At 71.3% G+C, this 26552-nt stretch carries 20 protein-coding genes; 13 read left to right on the plus strand and 7 right to left on the minus strand.

What is annotated here, in order from left to right; all coding sequences use genetic code 11:
* Window positions 1-503: 503 nt before the first annotated feature.
* From QCN29_RS20610 to menC, 4 genes are all read left to right on the plus strand, one after another.
* Window positions 504-2171, plus strand: coding sequence for a PucR family transcriptional regulator (locus QCN29_RS20610; RefSeq protein ID WP_279930003.1), 1668 nt, complete (start codon window positions 504-506; stop codon window positions 2169-2171).
* A gap of 307 nt (window positions 2172-2478) precedes the next feature.
* Window positions 2479-3561 (plus strand): M20 family metallopeptidase, encoded by a 1083-nt coding sequence (locus QCN29_RS20615; protein ID WP_279930004.1) that lies wholly within the window; start codon window positions 2479-2481, stop codon window positions 3559-3561.
* A complete protein-coding gene (locus QCN29_RS20620) occupies window positions 3558-4343 on the plus strand; it encodes a GNAT family N-acetyltransferase (protein ID WP_279929884.1) in 786 nt (261 codons plus the stop codon). The genes QCN29_RS20615 and QCN29_RS20620 overlap by 4 nt, the downstream gene beginning before the upstream one ends.
* A gap of 24 nt (window positions 4344-4367) precedes the next feature.
* A complete protein-coding gene (gene menC / locus QCN29_RS20625; protein ID WP_279929885.1) occupies window positions 4368-5480 on the plus strand; it encodes an o-succinylbenzoate synthase in 1113 nt (370 codons plus the stop codon).
* Between the two features lie 1295 nt (window positions 5481-6775).
* Here menC and QCN29_RS20630 read toward each other — a convergent pair.
* On the minus strand, window positions 6776-7402 hold the full coding sequence (locus QCN29_RS20630; RefSeq protein ID WP_318036721.1) for a YrhB domain-containing protein: 627 nt from the start codon (window positions 7400-7402) through the stop codon (window positions 6776-6778).
* 328 nt (window positions 7403-7730) lie between these two features.
* On the opposite strand from QCN29_RS20630, the gene QCN29_RS20635 reads away from it, so the two are divergent.
* The gene (locus QCN29_RS20635; RefSeq protein WP_279929886.1) at window positions 7731-9266 is read left to right on the plus strand and encodes a fused MFS/spermidine synthase; all 1536 of its coding nucleotides are present in this window, start codon (window positions 7731-7733) and stop codon (window positions 9264-9266) included.
* A gap of 303 nt (window positions 9267-9569) precedes the next feature.
* On the opposite strand, the gene QCN29_RS20640 is transcribed toward QCN29_RS20635, so the two are convergent.
* Window positions 9570-10778 carry an MFS transporter gene (locus tag QCN29_RS20640; protein ID WP_279930006.1) on the minus strand — a complete coding sequence of 403 codons (1209 nt, stop codon included), beginning with the start codon at window positions 10776-10778 and terminating at the stop codon, window positions 9570-9572.
* Between the two features lie 662 nt (window positions 10779-11440).
* Between QCN29_RS20640 and QCN29_RS20645 the strand changes: the two genes are divergently transcribed.
* Genes QCN29_RS20645 through narI form a run of 4 tightly spaced genes read left to right on the plus strand, consistent with a single transcriptional unit; the run spans window position 11441 to window position 18297 of the window.
* A complete protein-coding gene (locus tag QCN29_RS20645; RefSeq protein ID WP_279929887.1) occupies window positions 11441-15139 on the plus strand; it encodes a nitrate reductase subunit alpha in 3699 nt (1232 codons plus the stop codon).
* Between the two features lies 1 nt (window position 15140).
* Window positions 15141-16685 carry a nitrate reductase subunit beta gene (gene narH, locus QCN29_RS20650; protein ID WP_279929888.1) on the plus strand — a complete coding sequence of 515 codons (1545 nt, stop codon included), beginning with the start codon at window positions 15141-15143 and terminating at the stop codon, window positions 16683-16685.
* Window positions 16682-17518, plus strand: coding sequence for a nitrate reductase molybdenum cofactor assembly chaperone (narJ, locus tag QCN29_RS20655; protein ID WP_279929890.1), 837 nt, complete (start codon window positions 16682-16684; stop codon window positions 17516-17518). Before narH ends, narJ begins: the two co-directional genes overlap by 4 nt.
* Entirely contained in the window at window positions 17515-18297 is a 783-nt protein-coding gene (gene narI / locus QCN29_RS20660) for a respiratory nitrate reductase subunit gamma (protein WP_279929892.1), read from the plus strand. Before narJ ends, narI begins: the two co-directional genes overlap by 4 nt.
* Window positions 18298-18477: 180 nt before the next feature.
* Here the strand turns inward: narI and QCN29_RS20665 are convergent, their stop codons facing one another.
* Complete coding sequence (locus QCN29_RS20665; protein WP_279929894.1) at window positions 18478-19107, minus strand: type III effector protein; 630 nt, start codon at window positions 19105-19107, stop codon at window positions 18478-18480.
* A gap of 129 nt (window positions 19108-19236) precedes the next feature.
* Here QCN29_RS20665 and QCN29_RS20670 point away from each other — a divergent pair, with 129 nt between their 5' ends.
* The gene (locus tag QCN29_RS20670; protein ID WP_279929895.1) at window positions 19237-19668 is read left to right on the plus strand and encodes an Hsp20/alpha crystallin family protein; all 432 of its coding nucleotides are present in this window, start codon (window positions 19237-19239) and stop codon (window positions 19666-19668) included.
* A 233-nt stretch (window positions 19669-19901) separates the two neighbouring features.
* Here the strand turns inward: QCN29_RS20670 and QCN29_RS20675 are convergent, their stop codons facing one another.
* The 3 genes from QCN29_RS20675 to QCN29_RS20685 all read right to left on the minus strand — a co-directional run bounded on the left by QCN29_RS20675 (window position 19902) and on the right by QCN29_RS20685 (window position 22114).
* Window positions 19902-20381, minus strand: a complete 480-nt coding sequence (locus QCN29_RS20675) for a TIGR00725 family protein (RefSeq protein WP_279929897.1) — start codon at window positions 20379-20381, stop codon at window positions 19902-19904.
* 386 nt (window positions 20382-20767) lie between these two features.
* Window positions 20768-21439, minus strand: coding sequence for an esterase/lipase family protein (locus QCN29_RS20680; RefSeq protein ID WP_279929899.1), 672 nt, complete (start codon window positions 21437-21439; stop codon window positions 20768-20770).
* Between the two features lie 456 nt (window positions 21440-21895).
* Window positions 21896-22114: a hypothetical protein gene (locus QCN29_RS20685; RefSeq protein ID WP_279929901.1), complete on the minus strand. Its 219-nt coding sequence runs from the start codon at window positions 22112-22114 to the stop codon at window positions 21896-21898.
* Window positions 22115-22320: 206 nt separating this feature from the next.
* On the opposite strand from QCN29_RS20685, the gene QCN29_RS20690 reads away from it, so the two are divergent.
* Both QCN29_RS20690 and QCN29_RS20695 read left to right on the plus strand, forming a co-directional pair.
* Window positions 22321-23073, plus strand: coding sequence for an amidohydrolase family protein (locus tag QCN29_RS20690; RefSeq protein WP_279929903.1), 753 nt, complete (start codon window positions 22321-22323; stop codon window positions 23071-23073).
* 175 nt (window positions 23074-23248) lie between these two features.
* Entirely contained in the window at window positions 23249-23839 is a 591-nt protein-coding gene (locus QCN29_RS20695; protein ID WP_279929906.1) for a TetR/AcrR family transcriptional regulator, read from the plus strand.
* A gap of 660 nt (window positions 23840-24499) precedes the next feature.
* Here the strand turns inward: QCN29_RS20695 and QCN29_RS20700 are convergent.
* Complete coding sequence (locus tag QCN29_RS20700) at window positions 24500-25369, minus strand: SDR family NAD(P)-dependent oxidoreductase (RefSeq protein WP_318036722.1); 870 nt, start codon at window positions 25367-25369, stop codon at window positions 24500-24502.
* Window positions 25370-25759: 390 nt separating this feature from the next.
* Here QCN29_RS20700 and QCN29_RS20705 point away from each other — a divergent pair, with 390 nt between their 5' ends.
* Window positions 25760-26347, plus strand: coding sequence for a hypothetical protein (locus QCN29_RS20705; RefSeq protein WP_279929912.1), 588 nt, complete (start codon window positions 25760-25762; stop codon window positions 26345-26347).
* The last annotated feature ends 205 nt before the right edge of the window (window positions 26348-26552 follow it).

Here is a 26552-nt window from a genome sequence, read left to right on the forward strand (position 1 = left end):
CTGCGGACGTGAGCGCGCCCATCGGCTGTCGCGGTGGGTCGCAGTCCGCGTGCTTCCGCCGCGGAACGCGACAGACCCGGTCGCAGGTCACCGGCGGCTCCCGTGCGAGCCGGGGCGGGTGCCGAAGGCGCCGGTCCGGGGACAACGCCGCGGCTCCCGGCTTCCGGCGGCCCGGCTCCCGGCTCCCGGCTCCCGGCTTCCGGCTTCCGGCTTCCGGCGGCCGACAGACCCGCTCGACGACGGGCCGCGGATGTCCGGCATCCCGCCGAAATCCCCGCCCACCTGGTGCGAGTCCAGCCCCAGGCCGCCGCGCGACGCGGCTCCGCATCCGAAACGGGACGGGCACTCCCGACGGACGCCGCGGCGGAAGACGCGGCTTCCTGACCGAGGGGACCCTCCCTCCCGTTGTTCGTTCCCGGGAACGAAACACCGGCGTATTCTCGTATCCAGGCACTAAGTCGCAGCGGCTGTGTGAGCCCTAACCTGCGGAGATGAACAGGCACATGCCGACGCGCCCCACCCGGAGCCTGCGCCGGGTGCTCGACACCCTCGGCCACACCCTCCTGGATCTGCTCTACGGCGACCCCGGCGAGGCGGGGGAGATCGGCGGCGTCGGCATCCACGATCCGCACGACGACGAACAGCACTACCCGGAGCGCGCCATTGTGCTCGGGGTCGGCGTCCACGGCGCCGGGGAGATCGGCGGGCTCCTGCGCGGCCTCACCGCGCACAGCGCCGCCGCTCTCGTCGTCCGCGGCCCCGTGGACGACGTGGACGAGCTGGAGGCGGTCGTCGCCGAGACCGGCGTCGCCCTGCTCGCTCTGACCCGCGGAGCCTCCTGGGCGCAGCTGGCGGCGATGCTGCGTACCCTGCTCTCCGAAGGGGACGTGGGGGAGGCCGGGGAGCAGACCCTGGGCGGTGTGCCGTCCGGCGACCTCTTCGCCCTCGCCAACGCCATCGCCACGCTGCTGGACGCACCCGTCACCATCGAGGACCGCCGCTCGCGCATTCTGGCCTTCTCCGGTCGGCAGGACGAGGCGGACGCCCCCCGGGTGGCGAGCATCCTGGCTCGCCAGGTGCCCGAGCGCTACCTGCGCATCCACGAGAAGCGCGGGGTCTTCAAGGAACTGCACACCGGTGCGGGTCTGGTGCACATTCCCGCACTGACCTTCGGCGACGAGGCGGCGCTGCCCCGGGTCGCCGTGGCGGTGCGCGCCGGCGACGAGTTCCTGGGGTCCGTGTGGGCGGCGCTGCGCAAGCCGCTCACCCCCGAGCGGGAGAAGGCGTTGCTGGAGGCGGCCAAGCTCGTCGCCCTTCATGTGCTGCGCTTCCGGGCCGGCGCCGACGCGGAGAACCGGCTGCGTGCCGACCTCGTCGCGACCGTGCTGGAAGGCGGGGCGGGGGCGGTCGAGGCGCTCCGCCGGCTGGGGCTGGTCGACGAACCCACGCTCGTCATGGCCATGGGCCTGGCGCCCGAACACCGTGAGGACCACGCCCACCTCACCGCCGAGCGCCAGCGCCTGGCCGCCGCGCTGGCCGTGCACCTGACCGCCGTGCAGCCGCGTTCGGCCGTGGCTCTGCTGGGCGACGTGGCATACGCGCTCTTCCCGGTGCCGGGTGACACCGCCCACACCCGGGAACGCGCCCTGCAGGTGGCGTCGAACTTCCTCCAGCGCACCGGCGACCGCGCCGGCGCCGTCATCGGGCTCGGAACGGTCGCCGGGGAACCCGCCGCCCTCCCTCGCTCGCGGACCAACGCCGATCGTGCCCTGCGCGTGCTGTTCGGCGGCCAGACGTCCAGGCGCGTCGCTTCGATCGCGGACGTGTATGTGGACGCCCTGCTCGTCGAGATGAGGGACCTGGCCGCGGCCAACCGGGACGAGCCGTCGGGCCCGCTCGCCCGGCTGATGGCGTACGACGCCAAGCACAACGCTCACCTGGTGGAGACGCTGCGGGCATGGCTGGACGCCTTCGGGGACGTGATCGCAGCCTCGGCGAGCGTGTTCGTCCACCCCAACACCTTCCGCTACCGGATCCGCCGGGTGGCCGAGGTGGGGCAGCTGGACCTCCAGGACCCCTCCGCCCGGTTCGCCGCAATGCTGGAGCTGCGCCTGATGGGGACGCCGAGCGGCCGCGGGGCCGGGCCCCGCGGCGGGGCCCCCTCCGCATAGCCTCGCCCGCGGTCCGATGCGCGGCCGCGGCGGCCGGGGAGGACGACGCGGCCGGTGTGCACTCGTGCCGGAGTCCCTCACCGGCGAGCAGGCGCGAGCGATCGTCGAGCGGATCGCCGGCCACTGCGTCCTCCGCGGCTTGGGTCCCCGGCACGAAACGGACTCCCCATGTCGTCACCGGGCCACCAACCAGTGCCTCTCGAGCCGACCTAGCGTGGCGGTCATCCCACTTCTGGAGGACTCACCCGTGCCGGTCGACAACCCATCCTTCCCCCTGCGAGGGGACCGTACGGCGGGCCTCGACGCCATGCTCGCCGACCTCGAAACACTCGTGACCTGCGAGTCGTACTCCACCGACCACGCCGCCGTGGCACGCAGCGCGCGGGTCGTCGCCGAACAGGGCAGCCGCCTGCTCGGCGCCTCGCCCCGGACACTGGTGAACGGCGGTGTCAGCCACGTCCAGTGGACCTTCGGCACCCCGCGCGTCCTGCTGCTGGGCCACCACGACACCGTGTGGCCGATCGGCTCCCTCAAGACCCACCCGTGGTCGGTACGCCAGGGCATCGCCCGCGGCCCGGGCGTCTTCGACATGAAAGCCGGACTCGTCCAGATGTTCCACGCCCTGGCGTCCCTGCCCACTCTCGACGGCGTGTGCGTTCTGGTCACGGGCGATGAAGAGACCGGCTCCGGCACCTCCCGCGCACTGATCGAGGACCTCGCGCGCCGGTGCGCGGCCACCTTCGTCCTGGAGCCCTCGGCTCCCGGCGGAGCACTCAAGACCAGCCGCAAAGGCGTGTCGCTGTACGACATCACGGTCCGCGGACGAGCCGCCCACTCCGGACTGGAACCCGACAACGGCGTCAACGCGGCGACCGAACTCGCCCACCAGATCCTGGCCCTCCAGCACATCGCCGATGCCGTCACCGCGCGCACCGGGCCCGGGACCACGGTCACGCCGACCCTGATGTCGGCCGGGACCACGGCCAACACCGTTCCCGCCCGGGCCGACCTGAGCGTCGACGTACGCGTCCCGGGCGCCGACGCTCAGGAGGCCGTCGACCGCCTCGTCCGGTCCCTGCAGCCGCACGTCCCGGACGCCGAGCTGAAGATCGCCGGAGGCCCCAACCGCCCGCCCCTGGACCCCGCCGCCTCCGCGGAGCTCTTCGCTCTGGCCACCGAACTCGCCGCTCGACACGGTCTCGGTCCTCTGCAACAGGCGGCCGTCGGCGGAGCATCGGACGGCAACTACACCGCGGGAGCCGGCTGCCCCACCCTCGACGGCCTCGGCGCCGTCGGCGACGGCGCCCACGCCGACCACGAACACATCGTCACCGCCGCCATGCCGGCCCGCGCCCGGCTGCTGGCCCACCTCGTCGGAGCCGTGCAATGAGCGGACTCGAACTTCGCGAACTCCACACCATGGAGGAGTTCGACACCGCCAGCCGTCTCTTCGCCGATCTCTGGGGCACCGCCCCCGCCGGCTCGCCCGCCCCCGCCCAGCTGATGCGAGCCCTGTCCCACGCAGGCAACTACGTGGCCGGAGCCTACGAGAACGGTCGGCTGGCCGGGGCGTCCGTCGCCTTCCACGGCGAGCCCACAGGCACCACCCTGCACTCCCACATCACCGGTGCTTCCGTGGGGCGCGGCATCGGCCTGGCCCTCAAACTGCACCAGCGCCAGTGGGCACTCGCCCGCGGACTGAAGCGCATCACATGGACCTACGATCCGCTGATCCGCCGCAACGCCTACTTCAACCTGGTCAAGCTCGGCGCGCGCCCCGAGGAGTACCTGCAGTCCTTCTACGGGGCCATGGACGACGCCATCAACGGCGGCGACGACTCCGACCGGGTCCTGGCCGCATGGGATCTGACCGCACCGGCCCGGGCGCCCGAGAGGTACGGCGCTTCCCGGCCATCACCCGCCGACGCCGCATACGGCGTGCGCAACCACGGCGGCCGCCCCGAGACCGGCCCGACCGATGCCGACATCGTCCTCATCGACCTCCCCGACGACATCGAGACCCTTCGCCGTACGGACCCCGCCGCCGCCCGCGCCTGGCGACTGGCCGTCCGTCACACCCTGCGCGGACTGCTCGCCGAAGGAGCCCGCGTCACCGGGTTCCACGACCGCCGCACCTACGTCTGCCGCCGCACCCCCACCCCTGTCGACTGAACACCCGCCCAGGAGCCCTCCACCATGAAGACCAGGATTTCCGGTGTCGAACTGCGCCGTGTCGCGATGCCGCTCGTCACCCCCTTCCGCACCTCCTTCGGCGTCCAGACCAGCCGTGACGTCCTGCTGCTCCGCGTGGTCACCTCCGCCGGAACGGAAGGCTGGGCGGAATGCGCGGCCATGTCCGAGCCCCGCTACTGCTCGGAGTACGCCGACGGAGCCCAGGACGTGCTGCGCAGGTTCCTCATCCCCGCCCTGCCCAAGGACGGCGTGGACGCGGTCGCGGTGGGACGGATCCTGGAGCCCTTCACCGGCCACCGCATGGCGAAGGCCGCCCTGGAGACAGCGGTGCTCGACGCCCAGCTCCGCACCTCCGGCGAATCCTTCGCATCCCACCTCGGCGCCGCCCGCGACCGCGTCCCCTGCGGAGTCTCCGTCGGCATCATGGATTCCGTTCCCGAGCTCCTGGACGCCGTGGAGGGCTACCTCGCCGAGGGCTACGCCCGGATCAAGCTGAAGATCGAACCCGGCTGGGACGTGGAGCCGGTCCGCGCCGTGCGCGAGCAGTTCGGTGACGACCTGCTCCTCCAGGTCGACGCCAACGCCGCCTACACCCTGGTGGACGCCCAACAGCTCGCGAAGCTCGACGCCTTCGGGCTGCTGCTCATCGAACAGCCCCTCGCCAACGACGACATGGTGCAGCACGCCCAGCTGGCCAGGCTCCTGCGCACCCCCGTCTGCCTGGACGAGTCCATCGAGTCCGCAGCCGACGCCGCGGCTGCCATCTCCCTCGGCGCCTGCTCTGTGATCAACGTCAAGCCGGCCCGGGTCGGCGGCTACCTGGAGGCCCGCCGTATCCACGATCTCGCCCGCGCCCATGGTGTGCCGGTCTGGTGCGGGGGCATGCTGGAGACCGGCATAGGCCGCGCCGCCAACGTCGCCCTCGCGGCCCTGCCCGGCTTCACCCTCCCCGGCGACACCTCGGCTTCCCGCCGCTACTTCGCCACGGACATCACCCCGCCGTTCGTCCTCCGTGACGGCCACATCGACGTCCCCACCGGACCCGGCCTCGGGGTCGAGCCGCTTCCCGCCGCCCTCGACGAGGTCACCACCGCCAGCGAATGGATCGCGATCTAGCAGCCGGTGAAGGTCCCGTTGCCATGGGGCCGTCCGGTCGCAGGCCGGGCGGTCCTGTGCGGTCGTGCGTCTGGTCCGAAAGCCCAGACGGGGCCGAGTGCGCGGTCGACTCGGCGGGCGAAGCGTGCTCACTGCCGGCGGCCGGATCCGACATCACGGCGGGCGGCAGGGACACGTTGGCCGCCGCCCCTGGGCCAGGACACGGAACCAGCCGGCACCGCGGTTCAGCGGTCGATGGACCACCCTGGCTCGAGGCGGCATGCCTCTTGACTTCGGCAGCAGCCGGAGCGAAAGGCCTGACGGATACTCGTCGGATGGACGGATCAAGGGCTACTTGGGTCAACACCACGCATGACTGGGACGGCGTCGTGGACGCGGACCATCTCGGTCAGATCCGCCGGGAACCCGCAGAGTTCGCTCCGGGTGGGCCGCGGCACCTCGTTCTTGAGACCGTTGCCTATGCCGCTGACGAGGCAGCGAGCCGCGGCGGCGGACGGTGCGTGGTCACGCTTCATGCTGACGGCTCCGTATCGGTGGGAGACGACGGGCGGGGCACCGACACCCGGGTCGACGAGCATGGCCGGGTGGTGAGGAAGCCGGTCATGGCCACGAAGGACCTTCGGTTCTTCGACCTCCCAGAGGCGGAACGGCTACCCGACGGACACCCGCGTCGCGGTATGTCCGTCGTCGCAGCCCTCAGCGAGTGGCTGGTTCATACCAACCGCCGTCTCAACGGATCCTGGACCCAGCGCTACGAGCACGGCGTCCCGGTAACCGATCTGGAACCCGTCGAGGCCGACGGAACCACGGGGACCTGCGTCCGCTTCCTGCCGGACGAAAGGCTGCGTTCGCGGTGGTCGTTGACGGCGGGCGATCTGGCGCGATGGTCCGAGCACTGGCCCGCTCTGACTGTCCGCCTCAAGGATCAGCGCGACGTCGCGGCCCCTCGGGTCCGTGACCGCGAGGCACCACGACCGGATCACGCTGGGGAAAGCTTGGTCAGGTGTCCTTCTTCTGCCGGGTGGGTCCACTCGCTTCCCGCCGGCGCGGGAGTAGACGCACATGAAGCTATGGGCGGTACGCACGCGCACGGAAGTTCCGGTGCGCACACCTGACCCGCGCGACCGGTGGCGCCTCGCACAGCGGAACGTCACCGTCGGTTCAGTGCCGTGAACCTCCGCCGGCGACGGCGCGACCGCGAACATCAACGCGCCCAGGGACCGCTCGACCTCGGCTGACCCCGACGACACCGGGGCCTGACCGAGGCTTTCCCCACTGCCTGGCGGCGTCTGAGCTCAGCCGGTGGCGTGCTGTCCGGTCCGGATGGTGTGGACGCTCAGGACGGGGTCGAGTTCGGGGACGAGGGCCTTGGTGGAGATCTCCACGAGATGGGCCGGTGGTGAGCCGGTCTGAAGAGCATTGACGTATTCGATGACCTCGGCATGAGCGAGTGCCGGGACCATCTGCCGCAGCATGTGCATAGCGAAGATCCGTCCGCGAGTTGCTGTCGTCCGGCGCATCGCGTCGTGTAGGTCGTCCACCGCCGTTCGTGTAGGCGTCTTTCGGATGCGGGTCCGGTAGTCCGTTTCCCACGCACCGGTGACCGCAGAAACCGCACCGATCGAGTGCAGTCCGCCGTCAACGCGATCGACGAGAAACGGGCCATTGCCCACCGACAACTGGGAGGGCTCTCCGGTCCGCACGTACTCCGCGGACTGGTAGGAGACAATCCACGCCAGTTCGTGCTCCTCGACATGCGTCACTGTCAGTCGCCCCGGCGACTCACGCTCCAGCTGCGCTTCCACCAGCCGGACGGCGAATTCACGGTCGATCATTCCCGCAGCATCCCTCACCTGCGAGGGAACGCCCAGCGCTTTTCCTTCTTTCCTCAGGGCGGAGTGCGGCGTGGCGATCACGGACATGCCGAGGTCGGTCACGAGTGCCCGTGCCGGCAGGTGGTTCCACAGCCGTGCGCAGTCGCCGAACCCAGGCTTGCGGGTGCGGAAGTGTCCCTGGAACCCGCGCCGTTCATCCGTGGTGGCTTCGCGGCACTCCTCCGCGGGTCGTGTCGCCCGCCGCCGGCCCCAGGGGCCGCAGCCTCCCGTCGATCGGGCCGGCAGCCCCGACGCCGCATCACGGCCGCTCAGCAGACTCAAGGACGGTGCGCGCTCCAGCCGGGTGAAGACCTTCCGCCCCCGGCGGCTTCTCCCAACTCCTTTCTGCAGACGAGTCGCATGCAAGGATGTCGCGGTGACCGGATCGTCTTCCTCGCCTGCCGCCCCGGGCACGCCTGGCGGCTACGGCCTGAGCCAACGTGCCGCTGTCGTTCTGGTGTTCGGGTCCTCGGCTGCGGTCCTGGTGGTCGAGATCGCCGCTTTGCGACTGCTGGCTCCCTACCTCGGCCTCACCCTTGAGACCAGCACCATGGTGATCGGCATCGCCCTCACCGCCATCGCCCTCGGCTCCTGGTTGGGCGGGCGCATCGCCGACCAGGTCAATCCACGCCGGCTCGTAGGCCCCTCGCTCGGGGTGTCGGGAGCTGTTGTGGCGCTCACCCCTGCCGTACTGCGCACCACTGCCGAATGGGCGCCGGCGATGCTTGTGTTGATCGCGTCGCTGACCATCCTCGTGCCTGGCGCGCTGCTCTCTGCGGTGACGCCGATCGTGACCAAGTTGCGCCTTACCCGCCTCGCCGAGACCGGGACGGTTGTCGGCCGACTGTCCGGGGTGGGCGCCGTCGGCGCAATCGTCGGCACCGTCCTCACCGGTTTCGTCCTCGTATCGCGGTTGCCGGTCAGCGGCATCCTGATCGGCCTCGGAACACTGCTGGTGGTCGGCGCGGCGCTGGTTGAGTGGCGCACGCGCGGGCGGAGCAGCGCCCCGGCCCTCGCACTCGTGGTCGTTGCCGGCGGCCTTGCCACCGTGGTCGCGCCCGGTGGCTGCGACACGGAGACGAGGTACCACTGTGTACGGGTCGTTGCAGACCCCGATCGGGGCAGTGGTCGCACGCTTGTTCTGGACGGCTTGCGGCACTCCTACGTGGATGTCGACGACCCCACCTTCCTGGAGTTCACCTATGTGCGCGCCATCGCGGCGGTGGTCGATGCCGCCTTCCCCGAAGGCAGGCCGCTTGCCGCGCACCACCTGGGCGCCGGTGGGCTCACCCTTCCCCGTTACCTCTCGGCCACGCGGCCAGGGACCCGCAGCCTCGTATCCGAGATCGACGGCGGCGTCGTGCGGATCAACCGCGCCCAACTCGGCCTGAGATCGGAAGCCGGCATCGACGTACGCGCCGAGGACGGCAGGCTCGGCCTGCGGCGACTGGACGCCGGCAGCCGTGACCTCGTCGTCGGTGACGCCTTCGGGGGCGTCAGCGTGCCGTGGCACCTCACCACGGTGGAAGCGATGACTGACGTACGGCGGGTGCTCAACGAGGACGGCCTGTACGTTGCCAACCTCATCGACCATGGTGGTCTGGCCTTCGCACGTGCCGAAGTGGCCACCCTCAGCAAGACCTTCGAGCACGTCGCCCTCGTCGGCGAACCCACCGACATCGGCCTCGACCCGACCGCCGCCCCCGACGGCGGCAATCTGGTCGTGCTCGCCGCCGACCGGCCAGTCGACCTACGCGCGACCCAGAAAACGCTGGACGCCCGGCAAACCGGCTGGAAGATCGCCGCCGGCGACGACCTCATCTCCTGGATCGGCGACGCCCGAGTGCTCACCGACGACTACGCACCCGTCGACCAGCTCCTCCAGCCCTACAGCCCACAGAGCAGCCAGTGACACGAACACCTCCAAGCCCTCCCGCTGTACCTGAACAAGCTGTCCCCCGCTTACACCTCCTGGGGGCCACGTGCGAAGCCGGGGAGCACGGCCAAGCGGGCAGCGCGAGCCCCGAAGTCTTCGACGCCCGCTGGCTTCTGACCACGACTCCCTTGCGGCCGCCCGGCGCGAACCGCCGGGCGGCCACGGCGCTCAGTGGTGCGCCTGGGTGTCGAAGCGGTGCGTGGGCGTGGGGGTGGACGTGTACGGGGCGGCCCGGAGTGGTCGTTCGACGGGTGTGCGCCTCCGTCCGTCGTCGTGCTCTCACACCGGGGTGCGCGCGGTGCGGTGTCGGCGCCCCCGGGCGGAGCGTGGAGCCCCGCCGCCGTGGACGGCGGCGCGGACACCGGTGAGGGTGTAGGCCAGGGCTGCGGCGGCCACGATCGCCAGCAGAGCGAGGCCGGCGGCGTACGTTCCGTACTCGCCGTACAGCGCGCCCATCACCAGCGGTGGCAAGAAGCCGCCCAGGCCGCCTGCGGCGCCGACCACGCCGGTGACAGAGCCGACCTGGCTGGCCGGGGTCAGCAGGGCCACCAGGGCGAAGGTCGCTCCGCTGCCGGCGCCGAGCGCGGCGGCCATGGTGAGGAAGGCGACGGTGCCCACCGGTGCCAGGGGCGGGGTGAACGACTGCACGACCGCTCCGGCGACGACCACGGCCAGCGATCCGGCCAGGACCCGGACCGGGCCCAGCCGGTCGGACAGCCAGCCCCCGACCGGGCGCATCGCCACCGCGAGCAGCACGAATCCGGCCATCCGGTTCGCGGCGTCCGCCTGGGTCAGGCCGTATCCGGTCTTGAGGTAGGCGGGCAGGTAGACGGAGAAGGCCACATAGCCGCCGAAGGCCACCGCGTACAGCGCGGACGCCTGCCAGGTGATACCCAGCTGCGCGCTCGCGGCCAGCCGGCGGACCAGCGGCTCGGTGGGCACGGTGCGGCCGGGCGCGTCGCGCAGCAGCAGCGCAGCCACGACGGCGTACGCGGCGAGCACCGCGGCGGTGATGAGGAACGGGGTGGCCGTGCTGTTCGCGTCGACCAGCTTCACGGTGGTCAGGGCGCTGATGGCGGTGCCGCCCATTCCGGCACCGAAGACACCGATCGCGAGGCCCCGCCGCTGTGGGGGAAACCAGGCATTGACGAACGGTACGCCGACGGCGAAGGCGGTGCCGCCGATGCCGAGGAAGAATCCGCCGAGCAGGAGGGCGGCGAGGGAGGAGTGGCCTGCCAGGCCGAGGTAGAGCACCGGCACGGTGGTGGCCGCCGACACGATCGGGAACATCGCCCGTCCACCGAACCGGTCCGTCAGCGCCCCCACCGGGATGCGGCCCAGGGATCCGACGACGACCGGCACCGCCACCAGCAGCGACTGCTCGAACGACGACAGGTCGAGGCCGTCCTTGAACCGCGGGCCCAGCGGGCTCAGCAGCGCCCACGCCCAGAAGTTCACGGCGAAACCGACCGTGGCCAGAGCCAGCATCAGCCACGCCTGGCGGGTCACCGGAGCACCCGACGGTGAGCTGTCACCCTTCGACTTCACCTGCTGGACCATGTTGTCCGTCCCTTTCGTACGCACGGTGGTACGGAGCCGCCGGAATCGCATGCACCGGCAGGCACCTCGCCCGCCCGACGGCGTTCCGCAATCACTCTCCGCATCCGGACTCGCCGACGGGATGGGCCATCAGTCCCTGCCAGGGGCCTGACGGGCCCCGAGCTGTCCGCGGTCTTCCCCGTCAACGTCCGCCTGGACGCAGACGCCTGAGAACCTGCTCGTCAGCTGCGCCCCGAAGGAGTCCCGCTTCTTCTGCCCAGGCGCCCGCACCAAGAGCGTCCGGCCGACGCAGACCATGCTGGTGGCGGTCGCAGACCATGCTGGTGCCGGTGCTGATCGCGCTCACCGTGTTCGCCGCGAAGCACCCGGCGCAGGCACGGGTGCCGTCCGGGTGCGACCCATATGGTCGGCACTGTGCCCGTACCGCTGTGGCCAAGAGGTACAGCGCCGAGCCGTGCCTCAGCCGACCGGACCTGGCACCGGGGCCACTGGTCCCTGCCGCGAGCGCCCCGGACCGGGCCGGAAGGCCATCCGGCAGGGACCGTCTGCCCCAGGTGCGCCAAGGGCCGCACCATCTAGCGTTTCCGGCCATGGAGAACGACCAGCGCGCACGGCGTCGGGCGTCAAGTGCCGGTGAGAACTGGCCACTGGCCGCCCGCAGACTGCTCACTCGCAGCGAGGTGTCCGCCGACGGACGTGCCGTGTTCGGCGCAGCCGACGGCAGGTGGGAGGACTTCTACCGGGACCGGTGGGCTCATGACAAGGTCGTGCGCTCCACGCACGGCGTGAACTGCACCGGTTCCTGTTCGTGGATGGTGTACGTCAAGGACGGCATCATCACCTGGGAGCACCAGGCCACCGACTACCCGTCGATCGGCGCGGACTGCCCCGAGTACGAGCCGCGCGGCTGCCCGCGCGGGGCGTCGTTCTCCTGGTACACGTACTCGCCCAGCCGGGTCCGCTATCCGTACGTGCGCGGCGCGCTGCTGAAGCTGTGGCGCGAGGCCCGCGAGCGTCTCGGTGATCCGGTGGCGGCCTGGGCCGAGATCACCTCCGATCCGGCGAAGGCGCGGGCATACAAGCAGGCCCGCGGCAAGGGCGGCCTGGTGCGCGCCGACTGGGAGGAGGTGAGCGAGCTGATCGCGGCCGCCCATGTGCACACGGTCAAGACCTACGGCCCCGACCGCGTCGCCGGCTTCTCGCCGATCCCGGCGATGTCGATGGCGTCGTTCGCGGCGGGTGCGCGCTTCATGTCGCTGATCGGTGGGACGCTGCTGTCGTTCTACGACTGGTACGCCGATCTGCCGATCGCCTCCCCGCAGGTCTTCGGCGACCAGACGGACGTTCCGGAGGCGGCGGACTGGTGGAACGCCGGCTATCTGATCATGTGGGGATCCAATATCCCGGTCACCCGCACCCCGGACGCGCACTTCCTGACCGAGACTCGTTACAACGGTACGAAGGTCGTCGCGGTCAGCCCCGACTACGCCGACAACGTCAAGCACGCCGACGAGTGGCTGGCCCCGCACCCCGGCACGGACGGCGCGCTGGCCATGGCCATGGGGCATGTGATCCTGCGCGAGTTCCTCGTCGACCGCGAAGTGCCCTACTTCCAGGGCTACCTGCGCACGTTCACCGACGCGCCGTTCCTGGTGGCCCTGCGGGAACACGACCGCGGTCTCGTCCCGGACGGGTTTCTGACCGCCGCCGACCTCGGACACGTCGAGGAGCACGCCGAGTCCAAGACGGTCGTCCTCGATGGGGTCACCGGCGAACCCGTCGTCCCGAACGGTTCGCTCGGCTTCCGCTGGGCGAAGGAGGAACAGGGCCGCTGGAATCTCGACCTGGGCGATGTCGTGCCCGAGTTGAGCCTGCTGGAGTCGGCCCAGGACACCGTGACCGTCGCACTGCCCCGATTCGACGAGGGGAGTACCGAGGGCGGATCGGTGATGCGGCGCGGCGTTCCGGTCCGCCGGGTCGGCGGCCGTCTGGTCACCACGGTCTTCGACCTGATGCTCGCCCAGTACGGGGTGCGGCGGCCGGGCCTTCCGGGCAGCTGGCCGTCGTCGTACGACGACGCGTCGGAGCCGTGCACCCCCGCCTGGCAGGAGACGATCACCTCGGTGCCGGCCGGGCAGGCGGCCCGGATCGCCCGGGAGTTCGCCCGCAACGCGGAGCGGACACGCGGCCGGTCGATGATCGCGCTGGGTGCCGGCACCAACCACTGGTTCCACTCCGACACCATCTACCGCTCGTTCCTGGCGCTGCTGACGATGACCGGCTGCCAGGGCGTCAACGGGGGCGGCTGGGCGCACTACGTCGGCCAGGAGAAGGTCCGGCCGGTCACCGGGCAGCAGCATCTGTCGTTCGCCTTCGACTGGCAGCGGCCCACCCGGCACATGGCGGGCACCTCCTACTGGTACCTGAACTCCGACCAGTGGCGCTACGAGGCCTTCGGGCCCGACGAACTGGCCTCCCCACTCGGCAAGGGGCGGTTTGCGGGCAAGGGGTTCGCCGACTGCCTGGCGCAGGCCGTGCGACTGGGCTGGACGCCCGGGCACCCGGGCTTCAACCGCAACCCGCTCGATCTGACGGACGAGGCGGCAGCCCGGGGCAGGCAGGTGTCCGAGCACGTCGTCGAGGAGCTCAAGTCGGGGCGGCTGCGGTTCGCCGCCGAGGACCCGGACGATCCGGCCAACTTCCCGCGCGTGCTGACCGTGTGGCGGGCGAACCTCCTGGGCTCGTCCGGCAAGGGCAACGAGTACTTCCTGCGCCACCTGCTGGGCGCCGACGCGGCCGTGCGCTCCGAGGAGACTGCGCCCGAGCACCGGCCGAAAGACGTGGTGTGGCGGGAGGAGGCTCCCGAGGGCAAGCTCGATCTGCTGGTCACCGTGGACTTCCGGATGACCTCCACCGGCCTGCTCGCCGACGTCGTCCTGCCGGCCGCCACCTGGTACGAGAAGGACGATCTGTCCAGCACGGACATGCACCCCTTCGTGCACGCGTTCACCCCGGCCATCGCACCGCCCTGGCGGGCCCGCACCGACTACGACACCTTCCTGACCATCGCCGACAAGTTCAGCGAACTTGCCGCCGAGCACCTCGGCACGCGCACCGATGTCCTCGCGGTACCGCTGCTGCACGACACCCCCGACGAACTCGCCCAGCCGGGCGGGGGCGTACGGGACTGGAAGGCGGGCGAGTGCGAGCCGGTCCCCGGGCGGACCATGCCGAAACTCGTCGTCATCGAACGGGACTACGCCGTCATCGGGCAGAAGATGCGCGCCGTGGGCCCTCTGCTGGACACCCTGGGCACCACCACCAAGGGCGTCACCCTCCACCCGAACCAGGAGATCGACGACCTGAGGCGCCGCAACGGCACCGTCAGGGACGGAGTCGCCGCTGGGCGGCCCTCCCTGGCCACCGCCTCCCGGATGTGCGAGGCGATCCTCGCCCTGTCCGGCACCACCAACGGACGCCTGGCCACCGAGGGCTTCCGGGAGCTGGAGCGGCAGACCGGCAGTGAGGGGCTGGTGGAGCTGGCTTCCGAACGTGAGGCGGAGCGGATCACGTTCGCCGACACCCGCACCCAGCCCCGCTCGGTGATGACATCGTACGAGTGGTCGGGCTCGGAGACGGGTGGGCGCCGCTACTCGCCGTTCGTCATCAACACAGAGCACAAGAAGCCCTGGCACACCCTCACCGGCCGGCAGCACTTCTTCGTCCAGCACGACTGGATGGCCGAACTCGGCGAGCAGCTCCCCGTCTACCGGCCTCCGTTGAACACACCTCGGCACTACGGCGACGAGTACCTGCGTGACGGGGAGCGGGCCGAGGTCACCGTCCGCTATCTGACCCCGCACTCGAAGTGGTCCATCCACTCGAACTACCAGGACAACAAGTACATGCTCGACCTGTCCCGCGGCGGACCCGCGATCTGGATGTCCACCGCCGACGCCGACAAGATCGGTGTCAAGGACAACGAGTGGATCGAGGCGTACAACCGCAACGGCGTCGTCGCCGCCCGCGCCGTGGTCACCCACCGCATGCCCGAGGGCACGGTGTACATGTACCACGCCCAGGACCGCAATGTGAACGTCCCGAAGACCGAGGTCAGCGGCAAGCGGGGCGGCATCCACAACTCCCTGACGAGGCTGCTGCTCAAGCCCACCCACCTCGCCGGCGGCTACGCCCAGTTCACCTACGCCTTCAACTACTACGGACCGACCGGCAACCAGCGTGACGAGGTCACCGTCATCCGCCGTCGCAGCCAGGATGTGGAGTACTGACATGCGCGTCATGGCCCAGGTCGCGATGGTGATGAACCTCGACAAGTGCATCGGCTGCCACACCTGCTCGGTCACCTGCAAGCAGACGTGGACCAACCGCACCGGCGTCGAGTACGCCTGGTTCAACAACGTCGAGACCAAGCCCGGCGTCGGCTACCCCCGCCGCTACGAGGACCAGGAGCAGTGGAAGGGCGGCTGGATGCTCGACAAGCGCGGACGTCTCGTCCTGCGCTCCGGCGGCCGGGTCAAGCGCCTGCTGTCCCTGTTCTCCAACCCCGACCTGCCGTCCATCGAGGACTACTACGAGCCGGTCACCTACGACTACGACAACCTCGTCAACGCCCCGGCCGGCCGGGACATACCCGTCGCCCGGCCGCGCTCGGTCCTCACCGGCAGGCCGACCGCCATCACCTGGGGCGCCAACTGGGAGGACGGCCTCGGCGGCGCACCCGAGCACGCCGGCGGCGACCCCAACCTCACCGGCGACTGGGCCCAGAAGGTCAAGTTCGAGTACCAGCAGACCTTCCTCTTCCACCTGCCCCGGCTCTGCGAGCACTGCCTCAACCCGGCCTGCGTCTCCGCCTGCCCGTCGGGCGCGATGTACAAGCGGGTCGAGGACGGCATCGTCCTGGTCGACCAGGACCGCTGCCGCGGCTGGCGGATGTGCGTGACCGCCTGCCCGTACAAGAAGGTGTACGTCAACCACGCCACCGGCAAGGCCGAGAAATGCACCTTCTGCTTCCCGCGCATCGAGGCCGGCCAGCCCACCATCTGCTCCGAGACCTGCGTCGGCCGACTGCGCTACCTCGGCGTGCTTCTCTACGACGCCGACCGTGTCGGCGAGGCCGCCGCCACCCCGGACGACAAGGACCTGCTCGACGCCCAGCGCGGTGTCTTCCTCGACCCGCAGGACCCCGAAGTGCGCGCTGCAGCACGTGAGTCGGGCATCCCGGACGACTGGCTGGACGCCGCCGGCCGCTCCCCCGTCCACGACCTGGTCATGCGCTACAAGGTGGCGTTGCCCCTGCACCCGGAGTACCGGACTATGCCGATGGTCTGGTACGTCCCACCGCTTTCCCCCGTCCTGGACGCCGTCGACGCGGCGGGCGGGAATCAGGACGACCCCGACCACGTCTTCGCGGCCGTCACGCGGCTGCGCATCCCGCTGGAGTACCTGGCGGAGCTGTTCACCGCCGGTGACAGCGATGTGGTCGGCGGGGTGTTGATGAAGCTCACCGCGCTGCGCTCCTACATGCGTGCACGCACCCTGGGCGAGGCCGGCGACGAGGCGGTGCTGAAGGCCGCCGGGCTCAGCGTGCGCGAAGCGGAGGACCTGCACCGGCTCCTCGCCGTCGCCAAGTACGCCGACCGGTACGTCGTCCCCGCCGCGCACAAGGAGGACGCCGCCGCTCTGACCGCGATGGAGAACCGCTGCCCGGTCGAGTCGCCGGGCGAGCCGTCCGAGACCGGTGCCCGGCGCGTCATGCTCGGCATCCCCACGCTGCGCCGCCGTACGTCCGAAGCACCCGCCGGAGGCCACCCGTGAGCCCGCTGCCCGCCACCATTCCCGACCTCGTCCGCACCCGTGTCCGGGCCGCAGTGCGCCGCCCGGGCCGCGCGGCCCGCCCGGGACGTCCGACTCCGCTCACGCCGCAAGAGACTCAGGACCGGGCGCTGCTGCTGCGGCTGCTGTCGCTGCTGCTGCAGTACCCGGACGCCGAGCTCGCCGACTCCCGCCCGGTGCTGACCGCGGCCACCGAAGCGCTGCCGTCCTCGCCCGCCACCGAGCACCTGGCCGCCTTCACCGCCTGGTTCACCGGCCAGGAGCCGGAGGCGCTGCAGCGGCACTACGTCGAGACGTTCGACCTGCGCCGCAAGAGCAGCCTCTACCTCACCTACTACCTGCACGGCGACACCCGCCGCCGCGGAATGGCCCTGCTCACCCTCGCACAGCGCTACCGCGCCACCGGATGGGACACCGACGGCGGCGAACTCCCCGACCACCTCCCCGTCGTCCTGGAGTTCGCCGCACTCACAGGCCCGCGGTCCGGTGAGGCGCCGCTGCGCCGGCACCGACGCGGCCTGGAACTGATCCACCACGCTCTGACCGACGCCGACTCCCCCTACCGGCACGTCCTGGCCGCGCTGCTCACCCTGCTGCCGCCGCCTACCGAGGCGGACCGCGCGGCGGTGGCCCGACTCGTCGCCGAGGGCCCGCCGAACGAGGAGGTCGGCCTCGACCCCTACGGGGCCTATGGAGACGGTGAGTTCGCCCCGCCGGGCACCTTCGCCCCGCCGGGCACCTTCGTGCCGCCGACTCCCGCTCCGCCGACCCGTGTACCGCCCGCCCCGACCATCGGCACGGAAGGCCCCCGATGAACGCGGTGTTCTCCCCGTCGGCCGCCTCTGCGGCGAGCGGCGCCGATCTGCTTCTGTGGGTCGCCGTTCCCTACATCTGCCTCGCCGTGTTCGCCGTCGGACATGTCTGGCGCTATCGGCAGGACCAGTTCGGCTGGACCTCCCGTACCACCCAGCTCCTCGAACACCGCTGGCTGCGCTGGGGCAGCCCGCTGTTCCACATCGGCGCCTTCATGGTGATCGCCGGCCATGTCGTGGGCCTGGCCGTTCCCGACTCGTGGACCGGGGCCGTGGGCATCACCGAGCACGCGTACCACACCACGGCCGTCTGGGCGGGTTCGGTGGCGGGGGTCGCCATGGTCGCCGGCCTGGGCATGCTGTGCGCCCGCCGGCTGCTGACCCGCCGGATCCGCCTCGGCACCGACCGCAGCGACAAGTTCCTCTTCCCCCTGCTGTCCGCCACCGTCCTGCTGGGCATCACCGCCACGGCCGCTCACAACGTCTTCGGCCCCGGCTACGACTACCGCGAAACCGTCTCCGTCTGGTTCCGCGGCCTGTTCCTCCTCCGTCCGCAACCGGAAGCCATCGCCGGGGCTCCGCTGCTGTTCCAGCTGCACGCCCTGACCGCCTGCCTGCTCTTCGCGGCCTGGCCCTTCACCCGGCTGGTACATGTGTGGAGTGCCCCGATCGGATACCTCGCCCGCCCGTACCTGGTCTACCGTCGGCGAGCCGCACCGGCGTCGGCCCGGGCGGCCGGGGACCGGCCCCGACCGGCCCCCGGCTCCCGGCGAGCGGCATGAGCCGCGGATCCGCACTCGCGCAGGACGCCACCCGTCGTCGGCCGCGAGAACGTCAGTGGTTCTCGCCGAACTGCGCCGTGCCCTGGCCAGGACCGACAGGCCGTAGAGGTCGCAGAGGTCGGACCGGCGTGAGGCCGCCAGCGTCAATGACGCTGTGCAGTGACCGGGTCGGCGGAGGAGTCATGTCGAGCTCGTGAGGGTGTCGACCTGGGCGGCGAGATCAGGGTGGGCGGCCGTCAGGTGGGGGCGGGTGGCGGCCAAGGGGCCCAGGAGGGCGGCGGGGTCGTCGCAGGCGAGGGCCGCGTGGAGCTGCCCGACAGCGGTGCGGACGGCGACCGGGAGATCGGTGAGAGCCGTGATCTGACCCGCGAGGCGCCGCAGGTCGGCCGCATTGCGGCGGGCCCGGCTGGCGGCCATGCGGTCGGCGGCGCGGCGTTCGCGCGTGGCCGTCACACGTTGCTCACCGGTGGTTCCGGCGGGGCCGGGGCGGCCGCGCAGGTAGCGGCGCTCGGCGGCCTGGCGGCTGGCCACGCCGAGGGGGAGAGCGAGGTCGGCCCAGCTGGCGCCGGCGTCGCGGGCGGTTTCAATCAGGCCGGTTTCCCATCCGGCGAGCTGCTCACGCACCTGCCGCAGCAGCATCAGGGAGGCCAGCGCCTGCTCCGGGCTGGCTGCCCCCGCGTCGTCGGCGTCCTCGCGCTGAGCGTCGCGTACGGCCGTGTTGATGGCCTCCAGGGCCGCTGCGGCGGCGAGGAAGGAGGCCGGGCCGTGGACGCCGGCGCCGGACGAGGACGGCTGATTGATCGGGGTCACGGACACCTCTCTCGGGTCGTCATCGCATCGGTGACAACCATGTTTGTCATCCATTGGATGACATGTTACAACGGTGTCAGTGAGGCGCATTGGCAGCTACTGCCTGAACCTGCTGGAGGTGTTTTCACAATGTTGATGCGCACCGACCCCTTCCGTGAGCTGGACCGGCTGGCCCAGCAGCTGATGGGCCCGGGCACCTGGTCGAAGCCGTCGGCGATGCCGATGGACGCCTACCGCGAGGGCGACGAGTACGTGGTGGCCTTTGACCTTCCCGGCGTCAGCCCGGACGCGATCGACATCGACGTCGAGCGGAACATGCTCACTGTCAAGGCCGAGCGGCGGCCGGCGGCGAAGGCCGACGACGTGCAGATGGAACTGTCCGAGCGGCCGCTGGGCGTCTTCTCCCGCCAGATCGTGCTCGCCGACACGCTCGACACCGAGCACATCCAGGCCGACTACGACGCGGGCGTGCTGACCCTGCGCATCCCGATCGCCGAGCGTGCCAAGCCCCGCAAGATCTCCATCGGCGTCGGCTCCGGCCGTAAGGAGATCTCCGGCTGACACCGGCCGGACAGGTGCGGAGGACGGGCACCTGCTCTCCCCCCTTATCCCGCCCTCCGCACCCCGCGCCGTCCGAAGAAGAAGGGGCGGCGGCTGGGATGACTCTGCGACCCGAAGCCTGCTGTCCGGCCGCGCCGAACTCCACCCGGCCGCATGGAAGAAGCCGCCTGCGCCCACCTCGGAAGGGCCGCCTCCGGCCGGAATCCCGGGCAGCCGTACCAGCCGAAGGCCCTCTACACGAACCGGCCGGTGAGCACCATCGAGACGGCCTCCTCGGGCGTGGCGGCATGGACGGGGCCAGGGACGGGATTGCCCGTCTGATCGGTCACCCGCCACCCGGTGAGGCAGACCACGGGAATCTCCCCGCGTCGCCCGGCGAGCGCGATCTCGCTGAGGGTGCCCCAGGAGCCGCCGACAGAGATCACCGCGTCGGCGCTGGCGACGATCGCCGCGTTTCTGGCCTCCCCCATGCCGGTGAACACCACGGCGGACAAGGCGTCGGGGGCAGCCGCCCGATCCAGGTCCGGGCGGATCCCGACCACCAGTCCGCCTCTCGAGCGGGCGCCTTCCGCGGCAGCGGCCATGACGCCCCCTCCGCCGCCGCACAGGACGATGGCACCGCGCTCCGCGAGGAGCCCGCCCACCCGGTGGGCATGCAGCCGCTCCTGCTCGGTGCAGCTCCCCGGCCCGCAGACCGCAACCTGAAAACGCACACGATCTCCCACAGCCATCCCGCGCCCGGCCCGTCGACAGCGATCCGGCGAGAAGTCTCCACAGATGCCGGCCGACGCGGTCGCTGACACCCCGCAGATGCCCAGCCCGCAACCCGGCAGGAGCACTGTCGACGCGAGCCGACCGGGCGGCCTCCGCCGGCATGGCCCGGTGACCGCGGCCTTCGACTCCGGCGCGAACGTCCGGCGAGGGCGAACGTCCGGCCGGGGGCGGGGGACCGGGAGCGGTTCCGGGCCGCACTCGTACTCTGCGGCCCGGAACCACCCCTCCGGCTGCCCCGGCATCAGGCCCACCTGGACATGGGTCCCGGAGCGGGACACCCTTGACGCCTCGACGCGATGCCCCGGGCCGTCTCTACGGCCCCGGCTCAGGCGATGAAGTCCCGCACCTTCGCGTAGTTGCCCGCGTTGTCGTTCATGTTGTTGTGGCTGATGCAGCCGACGGACACGTTCGTCGCGCCGTTCAGCTTCGCCGACGAGTCCGGGTTGATCAGGGCGTCGCACGTCGAGTACAGGGCCAGGTAGTCGATGTCGCCGGGGGTCTCGTCCCCGGAGTTCAGGGCGCCGAGGAAGCTGCTGCCGGCGACCATCTCCCAGCACGAGGTGTAGAAGGAGCACAGGACGCTCAGGTCCGTGCCGTGGTTGACGCCGGCCACCGAGACGAAGTCGTCGACGTACGAGGTGCCGCCGTTGAACTTGACGTACCAGCGGGCGTTGAGGGCCCCCATGGAATGGGTGACGATGTCGACCCTCTCGGCACCGGTCGCCGCGCGTACCTGCTCGACCTTGGCGGCGAGTTGGGACGCCGTGGTCTTGTTCGACTGCTTCCAGTCATAGGACCAGGTGAACAGCTCCGAGGAGTCGTAGCCATCGGCCTTGAACTTGCCGATCCATGTGTTCCAGGTGCTGGCCGAACTGCTCAGCCCGTGGACGAAGATGACCGGGTCGCGCGTGTCGGCCTGTGCCGGCGACGCTGCGAGTAGGGGGGTGACGGCGGCGGCCACGGCGCCGAGGGCCACGGTGCGAAGGGAACGCTTCATACGGCTGTCTCCAGCGTTCGGCCACACCTCGTCCCGTGCGGGAGCGCGGTGTGGGTGGGGGATGGGGAAGCAGACACCGGCCGGTGGCGTCGGAAAAGTGGCACAGCGCAACTGGTTACCGCTAGGTAGCCGAATGTTTCATTCAGATGACAACACTCAGCGTGAGTAATTTGGTGACTGCACGTCAGGACAAGTGGTGTGCCAACCGGGCACTCGGGACTCTGCCCGTCACGCCGTCCGAGGCGAGGCCGACCCATCCGGACGCGGTGCCGCGACGCATCCGGGGCCGGCGTCGTTCCCCCGTGCCGACTCGACCCGGCGCCCCCGCCGGGCCGCGCCGGCCACCCCGATCCGGACGGCGCGGGCGACGACGCCGGCGGTGTCCGGTGCCCGCCCCGCCCCGACCGCTCCGCACGCGCTCGCCGCGCCGGCCACCCGACGAAACCGGGACGCCGGTCAGGAGGTGGCCCCGCGCCGCCGGCAGGGGCCGCCAGAGCAGCGGGAGCGCCAGCCCGACCGCGACGGCCACCAGCCCGTCCACCCGGACCGCACCCCCGTCCCCGCCTCCTGCACGCCGAGGACCACGGCCGCGCCGAGCATCGGCGGGATCAGCGGGTCGTCGAACCCGCGCTCCTGCCCCAGCGTGCAGCCGTAGATGAGCAGGAAGAAGGCCACCCCGCTGGGCCTTCCCCGCGGTCGGCCCCCGGGGAGGCCCCTGCGCCGCCGCGCGGTTCCGCGAGCTTGCCGTGCTTGCGCCCGCCGCGCAGACGCGGGTGCGTGATCCCTTGCCCGCGCTCGGGGAGACCTGCCGGGCGGACAATGGCAAGCGGCCGGGGTCTGGTGCCGATGCCGGGCCCCTTGTTCACCGGAAATGGAATCGCGTGACGCACAGACGCCCGTTCTTCGACGCCCACTTCCATGTGATCGACCGTCGGTTCCCGCTGTTCGAGAACGACGGCTACCTGCCGGGGGAATTCACCGTCCGGCAGTACCTCGAACGCACGGCCGCACTGGGGGTCGTCGGCGGAGCCGTCGTCTCGGGCTCGTTCCAGCGCTTCGACCAGACCTATCTGCTGGACGCGCTGGACCGGCTGAGACCGGGCTTCGTCGGAGTCACCCGGATTCCGTACGACCTTCCCGACGAGGAGGTCGCCCGGCTGGCGGAACGGGGAGTGCGAGGCATCCGGTTCAACCTGCGTCGCGACGGGGCCGTCGCCGTGGAGCGTCTCGACGCCCTGGCCCGCCGCGTCCACCAGGTGGCAGGCATGCACACCGAGCTCTACGTCGATGCCCGTGACCTTCCCGAACTCGCCGGGACCCTGGCCGCCCTGCCTGCGGTGAGCGTTGACCACCTGGGCCTGCACGCGGACGGGCTGCCGCACCTCCTGGCGCTCGTCGAGCGCGGTGTCCGCGTCAAGGCCTCCGGGTTCGGCCGGGTCGAACTCGATGTCCTCCACACGATCCGCGCCGTGCTGGAAGTCGACCCGACCGCCCTGATGGTCGGCTCCGACCTGCCCTCCACTCGCGCCCGGCGACCCTTCGCCGACGACGACCTCGACGTCGTGGCGGAGGCGGCCGCAGAGCACCTGGACGGCGTCATGTACGGCAACGCGGCCTCCTTCTACCGACTGTGAGGGCACGCGGCCACCTCCCCGCCGAGGGGAGCGCACGCCACGACCGGACCGCGAGCACCCGTGATCACGCAGAGCCTCACATATGAATGTTGACTTTGCATTCGGCATCGGGTTCGACATGTGATACCAAGTATCGTGGAATAAGTCGACACCGAGTAGAAACGGGGGACGCCCGGTGAGTGGAGCACCGCGTACGAACACCAGGCACATCGCGCGAGCGGCCGTACGTGCCGAGTTGGCCGAGGTGGCCTTCGACCTGTTCCGGCAGAAGGGCTTCGAGAACGTCACGGTGAACGACCTCGCCGCTGCCGCCGGCGTGTCCCGCAGCACGTTCCTGCGCTACTTCGGCACCAAGGAGGACGCGGCCCTCAGCGCGTTCGACGCGCAGGGTGAGCAGATCGCCGAGGCCCTGCGGACGCGCCCAGCCGACGAGGACGACTGGAGAGCGCTGAGGTCCGCGATGGACGTGGTCGTCGGGCCCTACCGCCAGGATCCGGACGGAGCACTGGCGTTGGCCCGCCTCGTCCGGGAAACCCCTGCCCTGTGCGCGCGCCAGCTGGAGCGGCAGCGTACGTGGTACCCGCTGCTGGAGCAGGCCCTCGCAGAGCGGGCGGGGCCCTCGGGGTCCTCGGCCCTGGCGCTGTCGGTGAAGGCCGCCGCGGCGCTGGACTGTCTGAACATCGCTGTCGACCATTGGACCGTGTCGGACGGCAGTCTCGACCTCATCGCGCTGCTCGACGAAGGCTTCGCGGCGCTGTCACCGTGACCGGGGCCGCTCTGCCCGGCGGCGTGCGCTGCGACGGATGCGAAGTCGCCTTGCGCAGATCGCAGCCCGGTCGGCGGGGCGGTCGCCCTCTCGCCTCCTTCCCGGCCGGCGGGATCCGCGGGCCGGCGGGCCGGCCAGGGGCGTCAGGAGCGCGCCCGCGCCGCCTGTCCATCGACCAGACGCCTCTTCGCGGCCGCGGCGCGGTCGGCGTGGTCACCCCCCGGCAGCGGGGCCGCGGTTCTCGGTGCCGCCGGATCGACCACGCCGTCTGCGGGCGAGCCCCCTGGGGTGCCCCCGGCCACTCGCACCTGTGCGTGACCACCGACTTCGGGCGGGAATCCACCCACGGGAGCCGTCCCCCGGCCCCCGGGACGCCATGGCGGAGCGTGGGGCCGGTGCCGTCGTCCCCGCCCCTTTCGTGCCTTCGCATCAGAAAGGGCCGTACCGTCCGTGCCGCAGCGTGTGTCCGGGTGGGCCGGGTTTGCGGTCGTACGGGCTATTTGGCCCGGTCGGCTGCCGCGGTGGAACCACACACCCGATCGCCGCCGTGCCGGCGGTCGCCGCGGCCGGGAGGGTGGGCGCCGGAGGACGTGCGGTGCCTGCGCGTCGGGCGAAGCGGCCGTTCCCGCAGCGGCGACCCGCCCCGCAGCCTGGACCTCGTCACACGGAAGTGGGGGCCGGCAGCCCCGTCAGCTCCGTGGAGCGTTCCCACAGGCGCCGCGCCAGCTCGGGGTCGGTGGCCTGCGAGTTCCGGGGCTCCTCGCGCTCGAGGCGGTCGAAGTACGCGCCGTTGGCGGCGAGGGCGTCCGGCGCGCCGGCCAGGTGAAGCAGCGGCTCAGCACCCTGCTCGGGCGTGGCCATCATGGCCTTGGCCAGGCGCGTCCCCATGAACGCCCGCATCATGGCGTTGTCCCGGGCGACGTCGCTGGCGACGGAGCCGGGGTGGAAGGCCGCGGCGGTCACCCCCGTGCCCTGTGACCGGCGGGCGAGTTCCCGGGTGAAGACGACGGTGGCGAGCTTGGCGGCCGCGTACGCCTCCCGCCAACGGTAGCGGCTGCGGGTGCGGTCCAGGTCGCTCAGGTCCAGATGCCCCTTGCGGTACTCCACGCTGGCGGTGTTCAGCACCCGGGAGCCGTCGGGGGCCTCCGCGAGGCGCTCCAGCAGCAGGTTCGTCAGCAGGAACGGCGCCAGGTGGTTGACCTGGAAGGTCAGCTCGTGGCCGTCCGCGCTTTCCTTGCGGCTGGTGAAGAACCCCCCGGCGTTGTTGGCCAGGACGTCGATGCGGGGGTAGCGGGCGAGGAGTTCCCCTGCGAGGCGGCGTACGTCGTCCAGCCGTCCGTAGTCCGCCAGGTGGGCCTCGGCGCCGATCTCCGCCGCGACGGCCCTTGTCTTCTCATGCGATCGGCCGACGACGGCGACCGTGGCCCCGAGGGCCGCGAAACGCCGTGCCGCCGCTGCGCCGATGCCGGAGCTCGCGCCGGTGACCACCACCGTGCGGCCGGTGAGGTCGGTCTTCGTGTCGTCGCTCATCGTGAACGCTCCTCTGGGCGGTTCGTCCGCCGGCGGGGCCGGACGGCTCTGGGCTGGCGGGCTCGGCCGGGCGGTGGGCATCACGGCTTTGTGACGCCCCGTGCCGGACAAGGTGCTGCATCAAAGAGTCGATGTTGAGTTCTTAACTCATACATGAAACTCAGTGTCACTCTAGATATAGTGACTCACGGATGCAAGCCGTACGCCGGTCCGACTCGCGGGCCCCCGCAACCGGGACGTGCGCGCACCACCGACGAAAGGCCCGATCCGGGATGGACGTACGAAGCGCTCGCGCCACAGCCGAAACAACAACAGTCAGTGACGTCACCTGCCCCCGCGGTGGCGAAGGTCGCCTACGGTGAGCTGCGGGGCGGCGGATAGTGTGCGGGCATGGCGATGATGGGGAAGCGCCGGGTCCTGTACCAGCAGGGCAGCGGGTTCTGGCGGATGACGGCGAAGTGGGTTCTGGTCTTCGGGGCCCTGTACCTGGTGGATGGCGGGCTGCTCCGGTCGTGGGGCGACGCCCTGGTCTGGCCGCTGATCGGGGTGGTGCTGTGGGTGCCGTTCGGGATCGGCGTCGCCTGGTACCCGAGGAAGGACCAGCGGGTCACGCTGACGACGCGTGAACTGCGGATTCGGCGCAGGCGGCTGCCGATGGGCGAGGTGAACCTGCTGCACGTGGCGCGGCTGTGGTTGGAGGGGCAGTCGACCGCGGACGGCCAGCCGGTGCGGCAGTGGCCGCGCGCCGTCCGGGTGGTGTGGGTGCCACTGCGGGACGACCGGGCGTACGGCGTGGAGTTCCGCGACCCTGCGCCGTTCGCGGAGGTCTTCGGCGCGTTCGCGGTCGCGGCGTGCGGCGGGCCGGGCGCCGTCCGTGCGAGGGCCGCAACGGCGACCTACCCGGAGCCGCGCCCGATGCGGGCCAGCTCCGCCGACGGCGGCGGCTCGGGGCTGGACTTCCTGGACATCTTCAACTGACAGCCGGGAATGCCGGCATGGGTCAGCACTCGGTCAGGGACACGGGGAGCCGACACCCCCGCAACCGAGATCCCGCACCCCGGAAGAAGTCCATGACGCATCACCACGCCATCAATGGCACCTGCACCGTCTGTGACGTCAGCGGGCTGCCGTACGTGACGGCCCGCAAGCTCAAGCCCGGAGTCGGGTAGCCGGAGCGCATTGC

Origin of the sequence: Streptomyces chengmaiensis (genome assembly GCF_029846775.1) — a bacterium.
Taxonomy (GTDB): domain Bacteria; phylum Actinomycetota; class Actinomycetes; order Streptomycetales; family Streptomycetaceae; genus Streptomyces; species Streptomyces chengmaiensis.

What these genes read in the sequence shown, in the direction of transcription:
- QCN29_RS20700 (WP_318036722.1), bottom strand. Translation starts at nt 25,369, where the DNA reads ATGAGCGACGACACGAAGACCGACCTCACCGGCCGCACGGTGGTGGTC.
- QCN29_RS20615 (WP_279930004.1), top strand. Translation starts at nt 2,479, where the DNA reads ATGCTCGCCGACCTCGAAACACTCGTGACCTGCGAGTCGTACTCCACC.
- narH (WP_279929888.1), top strand. Translation starts at nt 15,141, where the DNA reads ATGCGCGTCATGGCCCAGGTCGCGATGGTGATGAACCTCGACAAGTGC.
- menC (WP_279929885.1), top strand. Translation starts at nt 4,368, where the DNA reads ATGAAGACCAGGATTTCCGGTGTCGAACTGCGCCGTGTCGCGATGCCG.
- QCN29_RS20680 (WP_279929899.1), bottom strand. Translation starts at nt 21,439, where the DNA reads ATGAAGCGTTCCCTTCGCACCGTGGCCCTCGGCGCCGTGGCCGCCGCC.
- QCN29_RS20670 (WP_279929895.1), top strand. Translation starts at nt 19,237, where the DNA reads ATGTTGATGCGCACCGACCCCTTCCGTGAGCTGGACCGGCTGGCCCAG.
- QCN29_RS20645 (WP_279929887.1), top strand. Translation starts at nt 11,441, where the DNA reads ATGGAGAACGACCAGCGCGCACGGCGTCGGGCGTCAAGTGCCGGTGAG.
- QCN29_RS20640 (WP_279930006.1), bottom strand. Translation starts at nt 10,778, where the DNA reads ATGCTGGCTCTGGCCACGGTCGGTTTCGCCGTGAACTTCTGGGCGTGG.
- narI (WP_279929892.1), top strand. Translation starts at nt 17,515, where the DNA reads ATGAACGCGGTGTTCTCCCCGTCGGCCGCCTCTGCGGCGAGCGGCGCC.
- QCN29_RS20630 (WP_318036721.1), bottom strand. Translation starts at nt 7,402, where the DNA reads ATGTCCGTGATCGCCACGCCGCACTCCGCCCTGAGGAAAGAAGGAAAA.
- QCN29_RS20705 (WP_279929912.1), top strand. Translation starts at nt 25,760, where the DNA reads ATGGCGATGATGGGGAAGCGCCGGGTCCTGTACCAGCAGGGCAGCGGG.
- QCN29_RS20610 (WP_279930003.1), top strand. Translation starts at nt 504, where the DNA reads ATGCCGACGCGCCCCACCCGGAGCCTGCGCCGGGTGCTCGACACCCTC.
- QCN29_RS20620 (WP_279929884.1), top strand. Translation starts at nt 3,558, where the DNA reads ATGAGCGGACTCGAACTTCGCGAACTCCACACCATGGAGGAGTTCGAC.